Annotated in this window: 12 protein-coding genes and 1 riboswitch; of the genes, 5 read left to right on the top strand and 7 right to left on the bottom strand. The window is 60.9% G+C overall.

From position 1 onward, the window contains the following. From tssI to DXX3274_RS23200, 4 genes are all read left to right on the top strand, one after another. Positions 1–1,205: type VI secretion system tip protein TssI/VgrG (gene tssI, locus DXX3274_RS21705; RefSeq protein ID WP_042861644.1), on the top strand; the 1,205-nt coding region annotated here is incomplete at its 5' end. A 14-nt stretch (positions 1,206–1,219) separates the two neighbouring features. Then, positions 1,220–1,627, top strand: coding sequence for a DUF1795 domain-containing protein (locus DXX3274_RS21700; RefSeq protein ID WP_042861642.1), 408 nt, complete (start codon positions 1,220–1,222; stop codon positions 1,625–1,627). A gap of 11 nt (positions 1,628–1,638) precedes the next feature. Further along, the gene (locus tag DXX3274_RS21695; protein ID WP_238556071.1) at positions 1,639–6,030 is read left to right on the top strand and encodes an RHS repeat-associated core domain-containing protein; all 4,392 of its coding nucleotides are present in this window, start codon (positions 1,639–1,641) and stop codon (positions 6,028–6,030) included. Positions 6,031–6,040: 10 nt separating this feature from the next. Further along, positions 6,041–6,703, top strand: a complete 663-nt coding sequence (locus DXX3274_RS23200; RefSeq protein ID WP_071604008.1) for a pentapeptide repeat-containing protein — start codon at positions 6,041–6,043, stop codon at positions 6,701–6,703. A 343-nt stretch (positions 6,704–7,046) separates the two neighbouring features. On the opposite strand, the gene DXX3274_RS21685 is transcribed toward DXX3274_RS23200, so the two are convergent. From DXX3274_RS21685 to DXX3274_RS21655, 7 genes are all read right to left on the bottom strand, one after another. Continuing rightward, positions 7,047–7,364 carry a hypothetical protein gene (locus DXX3274_RS21685; protein WP_050569918.1) on the bottom strand — a complete coding sequence of 106 codons (318 nt, stop codon included), beginning with the start codon at positions 7,362–7,364 and terminating at the stop codon, positions 7,047–7,049. 111 nt (positions 7,365–7,475) lie between these two features. Next, positions 7,476–11,069: an urea carboxylase gene (gene uca / locus DXX3274_RS21680; protein WP_042861638.1), complete on the bottom strand. Its 3,594-nt coding sequence runs from the start codon at positions 11,067–11,069 to the stop codon at positions 7,476–7,478. 101 nt (positions 11,070–11,170) lie between these two features. Next, positions 11,171–11,806, bottom strand: a complete 636-nt coding sequence (locus DXX3274_RS21675; protein WP_042861636.1) for an urea amidolyase associated protein UAAP2 — start codon at positions 11,804–11,806, stop codon at positions 11,171–11,173. Between the two features lie 2 nt (positions 11,807–11,808). Further along, positions 11,809–12,528 (bottom strand): urea amidolyase associated protein UAAP1, encoded by a 720-nt coding sequence (locus DXX3274_RS21670; protein ID WP_042861634.1) that lies wholly within the window; start codon positions 12,526–12,528, stop codon positions 11,809–11,811. Between the two features lie 16 nt (positions 12,529–12,544). Next, positions 12,545–13,324 (bottom strand): ABC transporter ATP-binding protein, encoded by a 780-nt coding sequence (locus DXX3274_RS21665; protein WP_042861632.1) that lies wholly within the window; start codon positions 13,322–13,324, stop codon positions 12,545–12,547. Positions 13,325–13,350: 26 nt separating this feature from the next. Further along, the gene (locus tag DXX3274_RS21660; RefSeq protein ID WP_042861631.1) at positions 13,351–14,163 is read right to left on the bottom strand and encodes an ABC transporter permease; all 813 of its coding nucleotides are present in this window, start codon (positions 14,161–14,163) and stop codon (positions 13,351–13,353) included. A 16-nt stretch (positions 14,164–14,179) separates the two neighbouring features. Then, positions 14,180–15,235 carry a putative urea ABC transporter substrate-binding protein gene (locus DXX3274_RS21655; protein ID WP_042861628.1) on the bottom strand — a complete coding sequence of 352 codons (1,056 nt, stop codon included), beginning with the start codon at positions 15,233–15,235 and terminating at the stop codon, positions 14,180–14,182. 71 nt (positions 15,236–15,306) lie between these two features. Further along, a riboswitch (guanidine-I (ykkC/yxkD leader) is annotated at positions 15,307–15,401 on the bottom strand. Between the two features lie 514 nt (positions 15,402–15,915). On the opposite strand from DXX3274_RS21655, the gene DXX3274_RS21650 reads away from it, so the two are divergent. Then, positions 15,916–16,626, top strand: coding sequence for a DUF3053 domain-containing protein (locus tag DXX3274_RS21650; RefSeq protein WP_042861626.1), 711 nt, complete (start codon positions 15,916–15,918; stop codon positions 16,624–16,626). Positions 16,627–16,934: the final 308 nt, after the last annotated feature.

Genomic DNA, 16,934 nt, shown 5'->3' with positions numbered 1-16,934 from the left:
AAGCGGTGAGCACCGCCGAGGTGGCGCTGAAGGATTACAGCTTCAAAACCCCGGCCTACGGGCTGCTGCACAACAAGATGAGCAGCGAGCTGGACCATCAGCGCGAATCCTACCAGCACTTCGACTACCCCGGCCGCTTCAAGCAGGACCCGAGCGGCAAGGCCTTTACCGGCTACCGGCTGGACGCGCTACGCGCCGGGGCGATGACCGGCAGCGGCGAATCCAACGCCGCCGAATTGAGGCCGGGCAGTACCTTTACTCTCACCGAGCACCCGAACCCGGCGTTCAATCTCGCCTGGCAGGTGGTGGCGGTGACCCACAGCGGGCAGCAGCCGCAGGCGCTGGAAGAGGAAAGCGGCGGCGAGCCGACCACGCTCGGCAACAGTTTCGAAGTGGTAAAAGGCACCGCCACCTGGCGGGCGGCGTTGCCGTACAAACCGATGGTGGACGGCCCGCAGATTGCGACGGTGGTGGGGCCGGCAGGCGAAGAGATTTACTGCGACGAATTTGGCCGGGTGAAACTGCAATTCCCGTGGGACCGCTACGGCGCCAGCGATGACCAAAGCTCGTGCTGGGTGCGGGTCAGTCAGGGCTGGGCCGGCGGGCAGTACGGGCTGATCGCCATTCCGCGCATCGGTCATGAGGTGGTGGTGAGCTTTCTGGAGGGCGACCCGGACCAGCCGATCGTGACCGGACGGACCTTCCATGCCACCAACCCGTCGCCGTATCCGCTACCGGCCAACAAAACCCGCACCTCGCTGCGCACCAATACCCACAAGGGCGCCGGGTTCAACGAGCTGCGCTTCGAGGACCAGGCCGGGCAGGAAGAGGTGTTTATCCACGCCCAGAAGGACATGAACACCGTGGTGCTGAACAATCGCAGCACCTCGGTCAACGCCAGCCATAGCGAGAACGTGGGCGGCGACCAGACGGTGGTAGTGCAGCACAACCAGACGGTGTCGGTGAAGGAAAATCAGGTCACCGAGATTCAGGGCGAGCAGACCGTCGCCGTCACCCAAAACCGCAACACCACCGTCAACGACAACGAGTCGCTGCAGGTGAAAAACAATATCGCCATCCAGTCCCAGAGCGGCGACATCCTGATTGCCACCGCCGGCGGCTTCATCGCCATCGACAAGGACGGCAACATTTCCATTACCGGTAAAGGACTGGTGCTGAACGGTACCCGTATCGATTTGAACTAAGGGAAACGCAACGTATGTATCAGATGAATGAAGGCACCCTGGCGATACCGGCAGGCTGGCGCGACGAGTCGCTGCACGTGTTTGTGCTGCCGGGCGATACCGCCAATCTGGTGGTCAACCGCACACCGATTGAGTTCGGCCTGTCGCCGGACACCGTCTATGAGCAGACGCTGGCGCAGTTTTCCACCCATCTGAAAGGTTACGAAGAGCGCGCCGCCTGGGAGCTGACGCTGGACGGTCTGCCGGCGCGCGGGCTGGAGTACAGCTGGCGCTCGCCGGAAGGGCCGATGCATCAGGTGGTGGTGATGCAGGTGCGCGGCGAGCTGCTGCTGACCTTTACCCTCACGGCGGCCGGTGAACTGAAGAACGAACAGAAAACCGCATTGCTGGCGGTGATTGAGACGTTTAAAGCCGTACCCTGAAGGGAGTCACGATGCTGAACGATATTCTGAGCCGCGTGGCCCGGGTCGGGGCCATGCACGCCGGTAATCGACCCAATCCGCCCGCCGACCGGCCACAGCCTTGCCAGGGCAAGCCGCCGACCTCACCGGGCAAGACTATCAAGCACAAGAGTTTTAAAGGGGCCATCTTCGGGGCGATTGCCGGGGCGCTGGTGGCGGCGGCCGTGTTTGCCGTGGCAGCGGCAGCAGCGGCGGCGGTGGCGGTCGCCGTCATCGGCACCGGCGGGATGGGCGCGGCACTGGTGGTGGGGGTGGTGAAACTGGCCGCCGGATTTGGTGCGGTCAGTTTGCTGGGCGGCCTGATAGACTCGGTGTCCAGCAAGGTCTCGGCGATGGTGGACAGCGGCTCACCGTCGTTCGGGCCGGTAGCGTCCGGCTCCGGCAACGTGTTTGTCGAAAAGCAGCCGGTGGCCCGCGCCACGAAAGATACCGTCGCCTGCACCCGGCACAACAGCCCGCAACTGATTGCCCAGGGCAGCGAGTCGGTATTTGTGAATGACGCGCCGGCCGCCCGTATCGACGATAAAACCGTCTGTGGTGCCACCATCAAGGAAGGGGCCTCGACGGTATTTTTCGGCTCTGGTCAGGGCACCTATCTGGAGATCGCCGACGAATTTACCGCACTGCAACGAGCGCTGCTGATTGCGGTGGAGTTTCTGGTGCCACCCAGCCGGGGCATGTTCAGAGGGCTGGGCAAGTTGTTTACCCGCGGGCCGATGGCGGTGCTGCGGGGGATGCGTGTCGGGGCGCTGAAAACGCTGGAAGGACTGAAAAACGCGGTCAAATGCGCCAGCGAAGGGTTTCGCAACAACAAGGGGCTGACGCGTATCACGGAAGCGGTGCGCGGTTTCCTCAAAGACCCGGTTTATATCGCCAGCGGCGAGGTGATTGAATCCCGTACCGATATCGAACTGGGTCAGACGCTGCCGCTGGTGTTCGAGCGCACCTACCGCTCCGCCTCCGTGCATGTCGGGCTGCTGGGCCGCGGCTGGCACGACAGCTGGAGCGAGGTGGCGACGGTGACGCGCGACGGCCTCAACACCCACGTGGTCATCACGCTGGCGCAGGGCTACGACATCGATTTCACCTTCCATCAGGACGTGCAGGCTGTGTACTGCCCGCACTATCCGGAATTTACCCTGCACCGCCGGGGCGAGGGTTTCAGCCTGTGGCACCGCGACCAGCAGACCTGGCGCGACTTTAGCGTGATACAGGGCGAGCGCCGGTTGCTGTCGGCCATTCACGATACCCACGACAACCGCATCGAACTGGTGCGTGACCCGAAAGGCTACCTGCGCCAGGTGCGCCACAGCGACGGCATCACCCTGCTGCTGGTGTGGCGGGGCGAATTCCTGCACCAGATACAACGTATCGATGGCGGCCAGAAAACGCTGCTGGCCGGGTACCGCCAGGACGAACAGGGCAGGCTGATTGAGGCCGACGCCACCCAGGCCTATCACCTGTACTACGAGTACGACGCCGCCCACCGGCTGACCCGCTGGCACGACAACGACCAGACCTGGGCGCGCTACGAGTACGACGCGCAGGGGCGCTGCGTCTACACCACCTGCGCCGACGGCTTTCTGACCGCCCGCTTCGACTACCACCCCGACCGGGTGGTGATGACCGACGGCGACGGCCAGCGCAGCGAATTCGGTTTTAACGACCTGTACCTGATGAGCTGGGAAACATCCCCGCTCGGCCACGTCACCCGCTACGACTACGACGATTACGGCAACCTGCTGCGGGAAATCTCGCCCGCCGGGCGGGTGGTCGAGTTCGGCTATCTGGACGATACCGGGCTGGTCAGCACCTTTACCGACGGCAGCGGCCACCAGTGGCAGTACGACTATGATGAAGCGCAGCGGCTGTGCGGCGTCACCGACCCGCTGGGGCGTGAATGGGGCTGGGTGTATGACGCCGAAGGCAACCCGGAGCGGCTCACCGGTCCGGATGCCAGCGAAGTGCGATTCACCTGGAATCGCTACGGCCTGCTGACGCAGGTGAGCGACGGGGCCGGCGAGGTGCAGGCGCGGTTGCAGTATGACCACCGTCAGCGGTTGCTGAGCGCCACCGACGCCGAGAGCCGCACCCAGCAGTTGCGTTACGACATGCAGGACCGGGTGGTGCAGTGGCAGCGGGCGGACGGCGCTCGCTTTGGGCTCGGTTACCGCCGGGCCAGCTGGAAGCTGCCGGAGCAGCTGATGCGCCCGGACGACAGGGAAGAGCGGCGCCAGTACGACCGCCACAACAACCTGCTGAGCTACGTGGACGGCAACGGTGCGTTGTGGCGTCAGACCTTTGGGCCGTTCGACCTGCTGACGTCGCGCACCGATGCCGAAGGTCGCACCTGGCGCTACGAGTACGATAAGGAGAGCCAGCAGTTGATTGCGGTTATCGCGCCGGACGGCAGCCGCTGGCAGTGGTGGCTGGACGCCGACGGGCGGGTCATCCGCGAGCGCGACATGACCGGCACCGAGACCCACTACGACTACGACGAAGACGGCCTGTGCGTCGGCGTGCGTAATGGCGAAGGCGATGCCCGTCACTTCCTGTACGACGCCCGTGGGCTGCTGCTGCGTGAAACCGCGCCGGATGACAGCCTGCATTACCGCTATGACGCGGTGGGTCGGCTGACGGAGGTCACCTCGTCGGTCACCGTCCATGTGCAGCTGGACTACGACCTGCGTGACCGGGTGGTGCGTGAATGGCACAACGGCACGCTGCTCACCCGCCAGTACGATGACGCGGCTCGCACCGTTACCCGCACGCTGGCGTGGGACGGCGATGCGGACGACACCGCCAGCGCTCTTGCCCCGCTCACCAGCCTGTTCCATTACACCCGCACCGGCGAACTGCGGCAGGTGCAACTGCCGGACGGCGCGGAGCTGACGCTGACCCACGATGCGGCGGGCCGGGAGTCGCTCCGCACCGGCGGCAGCGGCTTTGTCCAGCAGCGGGAATACGACGTGATGGGCTGGCTGACGCGGGAGATGAGCGGCCAGCGCCAGGACGGCAGCCTGCTGGCGGCCCAGACGCGGGAATACCGCTACGACGGCGCCGGTAACCTGACCGGGGTGCGCCACAACCGCGAGGCCGAAGGCTACCGGCTGGACGCCAGCGGCCGGGTGCTGGAGGTACTGAGCGGCGGGGCGGGCAAAACCGTGGACACCACCGCCCGCTACCACTATACCCGCGGCGGTCTGCCGCAGGAGGCGGGACGGCTTACCGAATGGCAGGCCGGGCGGCTGGTCCAGCGCGATGACACCCACTACCAGTACGACAAGGCGGGTCGACTGGTGAAAAAACAGGTGCTGCAGCCGGGCTACCGCCCGCAGGTATGGCAGTACCGCTGGGACAGCCGCAACCAGCTCCGGGTGGTGGACACGCCGACAGGCGAGCGCTGGCTGTACCGCTACGACCCGTTCGGTCGCCGGGTGGGCAAACGCTGCGAGGCGCGCGGCGAGGACGTACGTTACCTGTGGGACGGCGACCAGATAGCCGAAGTGCGGCACTACCGCCACGGTCAGCTGGTGGCCCGTCGTCACTGGGTCTACAACGGCTGGGAGCTGGTGGTGCAACAGCGTCAGCACACCGGCGGCGACTGGGAAACGGATTTTGTGACCAGCAGCCAGAACGGCGCGCCACAGGCGCTGTTCGCACAGGACGGCGCACTGCGCTGGCAGGTGCCGAAAGCGACGCTGTGGGGACGCCGGCAGACAGAACATTCGGAAAGTCCGGACCCCGGCCTGGCCTTCGCCGGGCAGCTCCGTGACAGCGAAAGCGGGCTATGCTATAACCGCTTTCGGTACTACGACCCGGCCGGTGGGTGTTATGTGTCGCCAGACCCGATAGGGATAGAGGGTGGGGATAATAACTACGCTTACGCGCCCAACCCGATTACTTGGGTCGATCCGTTTGGGTTGGTGGCATGCGGTGCTGGCTCAGGAGGGAAAGGTCTCGGTGGGCATCAGGCTGTTGATCGTGCTGCTGGTGAGTTGGATGCGGCAATGCAAAGAGCAGCCCGTCTTCTTGATCGTGGTGGTCATATGAATACCGCATGGGGAAAAATTCACCAAAAATGGGCCAATAATTCTCATGTGCCTCAATGGCTTAAGAACGTATCGCGAGGAAATGCTATTCAGCAAATGACGGACAAATTAACTGTAGATAATAGATATCTTAAAGACGTTGTCAGAAATAAAACAGGGTCTTGGTGGGGAAATTTGCGGCCAGATTATCATTTAGAACTTCCTAGTGGAAAGGTTGCTGTATTTGATATCACAACCCCAGGTCAGGCTCCCAAAATAGGGAAATATAACGTCAATGGCGTAACGGACTGGCTAATTAATATTCTCTATTAAGCGGGGATATATGACTGGAAAGCTAAAGAAAGAACTCAGGAATAGATGGCCTGATGAATTGAACTTTGAAATTAACCGTAATCTCAAAAAGGAAGACTGGAGAGATAAAGGGGTATCCAACTCCCGTTGGAGAGCCCAACCTTTTGGATTGACGGATGAAGGGAAAGTAGATTTTAGGGGCTTTTCCTTTAGGGAACCCATTCACTATCATTTAATAAAAGACATTGATTTCTCGTACTCACAAAGTATAAGTGGAAATAAAGATGCATATGGCCCATCACGAGGAATTACGGGTTTTATTGATTCGGTTTTTGATGGTTGCAAGTTCGTTGGTTCGACGTTGCCAGCCAATTTGTCTGAGCATTTCAATAATTGTGATTTCAGTGGCTCGGTATTTGAATCAACCAGAATAAGCGCGGATTTTAATTTATGTATTTTTGTTTCTTGCAAAATGAAGGATATATTAATCCGAGGCAAAAAATTTGTTGGCTGTGATTTTTCCAAGGCTAATTTATCAAAGTCTAATTTCTATTCTTGTTACTTTGAGGATTGTATTTTTGATGATGCAAAATTCACAGGATGCAATATCTCTGGAAGTACGTTTGTCAACACAAGACTATCTGAAGCACAGATAACTAGTTGTTCTGTAGCAGATAAATTGAAATTTTTATAATAAGATGCTGTAAGTCAGATGAACGCTTGTAGGATGAATTGGTGAAGAGTAATCCGTCTTAACTATATCCAATTACCTTACATATAGTTCTGATAGGGATAGCATCACCGCTACGACCCGTTCGGCCGCCGGGTGGGCAAACGCTGCGAGGCGCGCGGCGAGGACGTACGTTACCTGTGGGACGGCGACCAGATAGCCGAAGTGCGGCACTACCGCCACGGCCAGCTGGTGGCCCGCCGTCACTGGGTGTACAACGGCCGGGTGCTGGATGTACTGCGCGGCGGTGCGGGCAAAACCGTGGACACCACCGCCCGCTACGCCCACGGCAGTCAGCCGTCACCCACTAATTATCCACCACCGCTTTTCCCTGATACCACTTCCCGCAAAACGTTACCCTGCCGTTGGCGATGTTGCATTCGCGATAGGTGCCCTCTTTTAGCACGGCTGCGCTACCCTGATACCATTTGCCGCAAAATGTCACTCTGCCGTTGGCGATGGTGCATTCCCGATACTCGCCGTGTTGCAAAACTGGGGCGGAGCCCTGAAACCACGAACCGCAGGCGGCGATTTGCCCGTTGATGATATTGCACGTACGGTAATCGGCCCATGCCGTTGGGGGGACGATAGCCAGTATCCACCACAAAATTGCTCTGACTTTCATATTTTTTATGCCGTTATCAGCCTGAATCCGGTACCTGTATGGTTACCGTCATTTCGCGTAAAAACAACCGGCTGACGCATGTCAGCCGGATAAGACGGCAAGATAACGATATCAGGCGTCAGCGGGTTCGATCACCATCAGCAACTGTCCTGCTTGCACCTGATGGCCGGGTTGACGGTGCAGCGTGTGAATAATGCCCGCGACCGGCGCGGTGATGGGAATTTCCATTTTCATCGACTCCAGAATCCCCACCAGTTGACCGGCGCTGACGGTATCGCCGGGAGCAACCAGCCACTGCCAGACGCTGCCCGCCACCTGGCTTTCCACGCCGTAACCGTGGGCCGGAACGGCATCGTCATCAACGGTAGTCTCCTGCAAGCTGCTGTCGAAAGTGAACTGACCGTCGGCGCGCCAGCGCGCCAGCTCCTCGTCAAATGCCTGCTGGCGTTGCTGCTGGAAAGCGTCGATCGCCGGTTGCCGCTCTACCAGATTCCGCTGATAGTCGGCGAGGCGGAACTCCCCTTCTTCGGTACGCAACGGATAATCTCCCCACGGAAAGCGCTCGCGGATCGCCAGCAACTCCTGTGCGGTAACCGGATAAAAGCGAATCTGATCGAAGAACCGCAGCAACCAGGGTTGGCGGAAAGCGTCGGTTTGTCGATCGCGGTTCCACATCTGCAATGTGCGGCCGATGAACTGATAGCCGCCGGGGCCTTCCATACCGTATACACACAGATAGGCGCCGCCGATGCCGACCGAGTTTTCCGCCGTCCAGGTGCGGGCCGGGTTGTATTTGGTGGTCACCAGCCGGTGACGCGGGTCGAGCGGGGTGGCGACCGGCGCGCCGAGGTAGACGTCTCCCAGTCCCATCACCAGATAACGGGCGCTGAATACGATGTCTTTGACCTGATCCACCGACTCCAGCCCGTTGATGCGACGGATGAATTCGATGTTGCTGGGGCACCAGGGGGCGCCGGGTCTGACCGACTGGGTATAGCGGGTGATGGCCTCACGGCAGGCGTCGTCGTCCCAACTGAGCGGCAGCCACACGGTGCGGGAAGGAACGGCGGCATGCTGTAGGTCGCCGAGCGCGTCGTCCGCTTGCTGCAGATGCGCCAGCAGCGCGCTGCGCGGGCATTGCAGGCTATCGAAATGGATTTGCAGCGAGCGGATACCCGGCGTCAGCTCCTGTATGCCCGGCAACGGATGCTGTTCCAGCCACTGCATCAGCGCGTGTACGCGAAAACGCAGAGCGATATCCAGCCGGTGCTCGCCATACTCCAGCAGCAGGAAACGGTCGCCTGCCGCCAGGCAGTTCACCGATGGTCGATCGTCTTGCGCCGAACGGTGATACAGCATGGGTGACGGGCAACAGGCGGCGATGGTTGGTTCTGCAACTGTGCGACCGGCGGAGATGGCGCATTCCGCTGCGCGCGCCAGTTCGTCCGCCTGCTCCAGACTTACCGGCATGAAACGAATGCTGTCGCCGGCTTTTAACTGGCCGAGTTTCCATAAATCGGCGTGGATCACCGTGGCCGGGCAGACGAACCCGCCCAGCGAGGGGCCGTCCGGTCCCAGGATGACCGGCATATCGCCGGTAAAGTCCACCGTGCCGAAGGCGTAGGCGTTGTCATGGATATTGGATGGGTGCATGCCGGCTTCGCCGCCATCGGTTCGCGCCCACTGAGGTTTAGGGCCAATCAGCCGGATGCCGGTACGGCTGGAGTTGTAATGCACCTGCCAGTCGGCGGCGAAAAAAGCCTCGATGTCCTCTGGGGTAAAGTAGTCCGGCGCGCCGTGCGGCCCGTAAATCACCCGCAATTGCCAGTGAGAGCGCCAGTCGGGCGCAGGCAGGGCGGCATCGATGACGGACGACTGAGGCGCGGCCAGATGCAGCACGTCGCCGGCGCGCAACGCCCGCCCGGCATGACCGCCGAATTTGCCGAGCGTGAAGGTGCTGCGGCTGCCCAGATACCTCGGGCAGGCCAGACCGCCGGCCAGCAACAGGTAGCTGCGGCAGCCTGCGCCCTGAATGTCGCCAAGCGTTAGCGTTTGCCCGACGCAGGCGTGATGAGTCCGCCAGCCGGCGAGCGGAGCATCATCCAGCCGGGCGTCGATGGCGGCGCCGGTGATGACGAAAGTGCAGTCGCGGTTGAAGCGCAGCGTCGGGCCTCGCAGAGTGAGCTCCAACCCGGCGGCGTCCGGCGCGTTGCCCAGCAATTGGTTACCGAGTCGGAAGGAGCGAACGTCGAATGGACCTGAAGGCGGGACGCCGACATGCCAGTAACCGGTGCGGCCGGGCGCATCCTGCACGGTGGTGAGCGTGCCGCCGCCGAGGACATCCAGCGTAGCGGGTTGCCAGACGACGCCGCCCAGCGTCGCGGTGATGATTTCTCCGCGTCTGACGGCGGGCAGGGTCAACAGGTGGCGTAGCCAGTCGAGATTGGTTTCGATGCCGTACAGCGACGTGGCGCTCAGCGCCTGCGCCATACCGTCGAGCGCGGCGTCCCGGCTGGCGCCGTGAACGAGGACTTTCGCCAGCATCGGGTCATAAAACGGTGACACCTCGCTGCCGCTGTCCAGCCAGTGGTCGATACGCAGGGTGAGGCCGGGTAGCGCGTCCGGGAAACTGACGTTGCTCAGCAACCCGGCGCAAGGCTGGAACTGTTTGGCCGGGTCTTCGGCGTACAGCCGCACCTGAATGGCGTGGCCGTGCGGCGTGGCGGCAAGTGTGTGAAGCGGCGGCAGGCAACCGGCGCCCAGCGTCACCATCCATTGCACGATGTCGACGCCGTACACCATCTCGGTCACGCCGTGTTCTACCTGCAGGCGAGTGTTGACCTCCAGGAACCAGAACCGCTTGCTGTTTTCGTCGTACACATACTCTACCGTGCCTGCGCTGCGGTAGTTCACCGCCTGACACAGCCGGATGGCGGTGGCCTGTAGTTCGGCGCGTACGTTGTCGCCAAGATTGGGGGCTGGGGTCTCCTCAATCACTTTCTGGTTGCGGCGCTGGGCGGAGCAGTCGCGTTCGCCAAGGGCGATGACGTTGCCCTGGCCGTCGCCGAATACCTGCACTTCGATGTGGCGGGCCTGGGCGATGAATTTTTCCAGAAACACGCCGTCGTCGGCGAAATTGTTGCCCGCCAGCCGTTTCACGCGGGTAAAGGCATCGACCAACTGGTCTTGGTCATTGCAGCGCTGCATGCCGATGCCGCCGCCGCCCGCGGTGCTCTTTAACATCACCGGATAACCAATGCGTCGCGCCTGTTCGCAGGCGCTGTCCAGCGAGGTGAGCAGGCCGCTGCCGGGCAGCAGCGGTACGTCATTCTGCTGCGCCAGCGCGCGCGCCTGATGCTTGAGGCCGAAAGCGGTCATCTGCGCCACGGTCGGGCCGAGAAATACCAGGCCCGCCTGCTCGCAGCGGGTGACGAAACCGGCGTTCTCGCTCAGGAAGCCGTAGCCGGGGTGAATGGCCTGTGCGCCGCTTTCTGCTGCGATGTGCAGCAATTTGTCCTGATTCAGGTAGGTATCGCGCACCGGGCCGTCGCCCAGCGACCAGGCTTCGTCCGCCTGACGCACGTGCAGCGAATGACGATCCGCTTCGGCGTAAACGACGATGGCCTTCACGCCCATTTTTTTCAGGGTGCGGATGATGCGTACCGCAATAGCGCCACGGTTGGCAATCAGTACTCGCTCAAACATGACAGAGTCTCTTACGGGCAGGCCGTCCTGCGAAGTCTCGGACGCGTGTTGCGGGTCGTCCCGCGCGTCGCTGTTCCCGATGCGTGTCGTTGCCGCCGCCTTTACCAGACGACGATATCGATCGGGGTGGGGTTGTAGCCGTTACAAGGGTTGTTCAACTGCGGACAATTGGAGATCAGCACCAGTACGTTCATTTTCGCCACCATTTCCACGTATTTCCCCGGTGCGGAGATGCCGTCGGCGAAGGTCAGTCCGCCTTCCCGCGTCACCGGCACGTTCATGAAAAAATTGATGTTGTGGGTGATGTCGCGTTTGGTCAGGTGGTATTCCGGGTGTTGCGCCACTGCCAGCATCCAGCTGTCGCGGCAGGCGTGCATGTGGCGTTTTTCCAGATCGTAGCGCACCGTGTTGCTCTCGGTGGCGCAGGCGCCGCCGAGGGTGTCGTGGCGGCCGCAGGTATCCGCCACGATTTCCAGCATCGGGCGGTCTTCGTTGGAACGCAGTATGCTGCCGGTGGTGAGAAATACGTTGCGCTGACCGCGCAGGGTATCGGTCACGCTGTAGCGCTCGGCGGTATCGTCGGCGTTGTAGAACAGGGTATCGGCGGCCTGATTGCCTTCGAGATCGGTAATACGCAGCGTCTGGCCGGCCTCGATGCGGTGCAGCCAGTAGTCGCCGGCGGGAAGGGTGGCGCGATAAACCGCCGTGGCGGGGTCGCGTTGACTGGTCTGGATCATGATCAGACTCCTTGGGGTTGTTCGGCCAGATAGTAAAGCGTGTTGTTGCGTAGTCCTCGCCGGTTCTCCGGTCGCGCCAGACAGATGTCCGGCAACGGCGCACGCTGGTGGTCCAGCGTCAGTAGGATCGGATGTCGCGGGTAGTCAGCGGCGGCGCTGAGCGGATGCGGGCAGGTATGCAGGATAACCAGCGTATCCATGGCGAAACGCAGAGTGACGCTGGCGCCGGGCTGCCCCTGCTGTTCCAGCGTCAGGTTGCCGTCGTCGTCGCTGCTCACGCGGGCGAAAAAGTTAACGCAGGCGGCCATGTCGCGCTTGCCAAGACCGTATTTCGCCAGTTCCACCAGAAAGCTGTCGTAGCCGTTCTGATGGCGGCTGTTACGGGCCTGCTGGTAGTTCAGTTCGCCGAACTGACGCGCCACCTGCTGCGCGTTGGCGCTACCGCACACGGTTTCATGCCAGCCGAAACTGTCGGTTTCGATGCCGCAGAAAATACGGCCCATATCCGAGTACAGGCAGTGGCCGGCGGTCAGGCGAAACGTATGTTGGCATTTGAGTGTGTCCGGCGCGTTGTAACGCTCCAGCGGATTTTCCGGGTTGTAGAACAGCATGCCCACGTTGGCGCCGCCTGCGACGTCGGTTATGCGCAGCGCGGTACCGCGGCGCATAACCAGCGACCAGTGCGACCCGGCGGGCAGTTCGGTCTGATAATGATCGTTCATTGTGTGACTCCTCCCATCAGGCGACGTGCCGCCGCCCGTCAATCAGTTCTCCCACCGAAGCCCGCACGCCGGCAGGCGCGCGCTCCAGCGGAAGGTCGTAGGTGATGCTGGCGCCAAAAGCGTCTGGCGCTTGCGGGTCCTGGCGCAGCTTGTCGAACACCCACAGGCGCGACCCGAGTGAAAAACCTTCTTTAAGGTCATGGGTGATCATGAAAATGGTCAGGCAATTTTCCCGCCACAACTGGCTGATCAACTGGTGCATTTCGGCGCGGATGCCGGGGTCCAGCGCGCCGAACGGCTCATCCAGCAGCAGAATGCGCGGGCGTTTGATCAACGCCTGCGCCAGCGCCAGCCGCTGCTGCATGCCGCCGGACAGCTGATGCGGGTACTTGTGGGCGGATTGTTCCAGACCTACCTGACGCAACATCTCCATTGCGCCGGCGTGCAGGGCGCGACGCCGCCGGCCCCATACCCGGCCCAGCCAGCGGGCTTCGGCGAATTCCGCACCGAGCATGACGTTCTCCGCCACGCTGAGGTGAGGGAAAACCGAATAGCGTTGGAACACCACGCCGCGGTGTTCGTCCGGCTCCTGCGGCATGGGCGCGCCGTCGAGCAGCAACTGGCCGCTGCTGGGGCTTTCAGTGCCGAGCAGCATCTTGAGAAACGTGGTCTTGCCGCAACCGGACGCACCGACGATGGAGACGAATTCGCCTTCCTCGACCGAAACGTTGAGCCGCTCCAGCACCACCTGACCGTCGTACTCTTTCCTGATGTTTTTAAGTTTTAACAACGACATAGGTTCTCCTGCATTCCGGTCAACGCTCATTTCGAGTAATACCAGGGCCAGCCGCGACGGCTGATGACCCGCAGCAGCACATCAAGCAGGAACGCCAGCGCCGCGATCCAGGCGACGTAAGGCAGAATGACGTCCATCGCCAGATAGCGGCGCATCAGGAAAATGCGGTAGCCCAGCCCCTCGGTGGCGGCGATAGCTTCGGCGGCGATCAGGAACAGCCAGGCGGAACTGAGCGACAGGCGCACCGCATCCAGCAACCGCGGCATCAATTGCGGTAAAATCACCCGCCACAGGATTTGGCCGCTGTGGCCGCCGAGGGTTTGCGCTTTGACCAGTTGCTCCTGCGGCAGGCTCTGGATGTAGAGTTGCAGGTCGCGGATGATGAACGGCGTGATGCCTACCATGATCAGCACCACTTTGGATACCTCGCCCAGCCCAAAGCAGATGAACAGGACAGGCAGCACCGCCAGCGGCGGGATCAGCGCAAACAGGGTGATCAGCGGCGACAGCGTGGCGCGCACCGCCGGCAGCGCGCCGCACAGCAGGCCGAACACCAGCGCCAGCAGCGCGCTTAACCCCACGCCGGTCAACAGCCGAAGCAGGCTGGCGGCGGTGTCGACCCACAGCAGGTATTCACCGGTGCGTTCGTTGGGCTCGAACGCCATGCGATGCATGGCGTCCGCCATCGCGCCCAGCCCCGGCAGCAGCTTGTCGGCGGCGTTCGCCGCCAGCCGGGCGTCGGACGCCATCAGGTAGACAAGCAGCAGCGCCAGTAGCGGCAGAAACCCCATCATCCCGCGTGTCAGCGGCAGCGGCTGGTAGTTGATCAATTTGCGCATCCGGCGTTCTCCCGTATTACAGCTTGTTGTCGGCCGCCAGTTTCAGAAACTCGTCGCTGAAACGCAGTTTGACGTTACCGGTGTTGCCCCACAGACCCGCAGGGGTGGATACCCCCACCACGTCTGCGCCCGGCGCGCCGTCGCCCAGCAGGCCGTGACGGAAGGAGAACTCCGCGACTGACTGCATGGTGGCTTTCAACTGGGCGTTCTGGACGAACTCCAGCGCCTGTTTCGGGGTGGCGAACAGGTGGGTGGCGGCCAGTTGTTCGTCGAATCCGGCCAGATCGGTGCCGGCGGCCTGTCCCATGAAAGTGCGGGCCTGACGGGCGGCGCTGCTGTCGCCGGACATAACGTGCAGGGTTTCATACCAGGCGCCGGTCAGGGCTTTGCCCAGTTCGGGGTGTTGCTTCAGCGTGGCGGTATTGACCACCAGCAGGTCGAGAATTTCGCCGGGGATTTGCGCGGAAGAAAACGCCAACTGGCTGCCCGGCTGTTTTTTGGCTTCCGCCAGCAACGGGTTCCAGGTGACGATGGCCTGCACCTCCGACGTACCGAAGGCGGCGACCAGATCGGCATCGGCGGTATTCACCACTTTGATGTCCTTCTCGCTCATGCCGTTCTTTTCCAGCGCCCGCGCCAGCAGGTAGTGAGACACGGACAGCTGGACCAGGTTGATCGGCTTGCCTTTGAGCGCGGCCAGGCTGTTAGTGCCTTTGATCAGAATGCCGTCGTTGCCGTTTGAGTAGTCGCCGACGATAAGCGCGGTGCTGTCCACGCCGCCGGCCGCCGGAATGGTCAGGGCGTCCATGTTGGTCATGGCGCAGCCGTCAAAGCCGCCTGCGGTGTACTGGTTAACGGATTCGATGTAGTCGTTGACCTGAACAAACTGGATATCGATGCCGTATTTGTCGGCCCATTTTTTGATGATGCCTTGTTGCTGGGCGTAGTCCCACGGCATCCAGCCGGCATAAATGGACCAGCAGAGTTTGAAGGCGGGTTTGTTGGCGGCCAGCGCGCCGGCGCTGCACAGCGCCAGTGCGCAAACAAGCAGTAATCGTTGAATCGTTTTCATGGCGAATATCCTCTGACGGTGGGCGCAATCATTAGCAAAGCAGGAGGGCGGCGAGCATGTATCTCGCTGTATCCTCCCGGGCTTTTATCCCGCCGTGTAACCGCCAGAGGGCGGTCGGTGACTCTCGGACCTGCGCAGTAAAGCCGGAACCCTAGTCACCCATTTCCAAATTGTCTGGCGACACCGGTTGCCCGCTATCGCTCCTGCTGCCAGTCAGACAAAGCAAAATACTTGCCATGTTGCGTGTCGATACGAATCCGTTGCGGGCGTTTTCCTGGTTTTTTATTTATCTTTCAAATTATTAAATGTAATGCGCTATAGCGTTTGCCAGCCTGTCAGTCGGTCGGCGGTTATCTGCCGTGCATTGCCGGGATGCACTACTTATGTGCAAGATTGGTGTGCAAGATGACATGTTGTGTGCAAGATGGTGTGCAACCTGCGCGAAGCCGTGTGCACGTCGTGGTAACAGAACAGCTGTAACAGAACAGACGATTCTGCGGGTGGCATGGCGTCGATCCGGCGTAGAATAACGGTCCTTGATTGTTGAACAGGCCGTTGGGCGAAAAAAACAGGCGTGGCATGTCCCACGCGGCGGCAGGTTCGGTTACGCTTATGGCGACATGGCTCGCCGGGCGATAGAGACCGCCGGGTCACGGTGGTGAAAATAAACAGGAGTAGTAATGATGTTGGCGGATTACCGTTCGCGCTGGCTGCTGCCAGTGGTTATGTTGGTTGTGGCATTGCAACTGTCGGCCTGCGGCGACAAGGATAAGGACGCGCGTCAGGCGTTCATCACCTTCCTGCAGGGAATTTCACAGCAGGAAGGGCGCCAGTTGCCGGCGTTGTCCGAACAGCAGAAACAGAGCTTCGGGCGTTTTACCCAGGATTACGCTGTGATGACCGCTTTCAATCAGCAGCTGGATCAGGCGCTGGCAGGCAGCCTGACGCCGATGCTGGACGTGGTGTCCCGCATTCGCGTGCCGCAGGATTACATTACTCAGCGCGATAACCTGCGTCAGGCGCTGGGTGGCCTCAATATGCTGAGCCCGCAGGTGCAGAACGCCAAAACCCAGGCGGATAACGCCCACCGGGCGCTCAAGCAGCCGGAAGAATTGCAGACGGTATACGATAAAGTCTATAACCGCGCCGTTTCCCTGCCGGCCAATGCGATGGTGACGGTAGTGCCGGCCAGCACGTCGTTTGCACAGAGCGTAGTGCAGGTGGGGGATTATCTGCAGACGCAAGGCAATCAGGTGGTGTTCGGCAACAACGGCGTCCAGTTCCACACCCAGCAGCAGGTGGATCAGTACAACAGCATGATGACCGATATCGCCAATCAGCAGCAGAAACTGTTCACGACGCTCAAATCCCAGAATTTCCTGCCTCACTAAGGTGACCCCGGCACGGGCTGGTTTTCTTGCGAAGACCGGTTCGTGCTGAAAATATATTGTGACTTAACTCACACATTTCATATAAACCAAGGCCGTAAAATAGTGATATGCATCACTATTTTTTGTGACTTGATTGGTTTTTTTCTGACCATTTATCCGGTTTTATTATTTTTTTGTGAATTATGTCACTTATTTGTGGTGGGTCTGTGGCTGACTTTTGTGATTTTTATCACGATTTTGCCGCGAGTTGCGGTCTGGAAATCACGTGCTAGAGTCCGCTTGATAACGGGTTTTTGGGGGCCACGCCG

This window comes from Dickeya sp. NCPPB 3274, assembly GCF_000406205.1.
GTDB lineage: Bacteria > Pseudomonadota > Gammaproteobacteria > Enterobacterales > Enterobacteriaceae > Dickeya > Dickeya fangzhongdai.
This window is presented reverse-complemented; position numbering and strand designations above follow the sequence as displayed.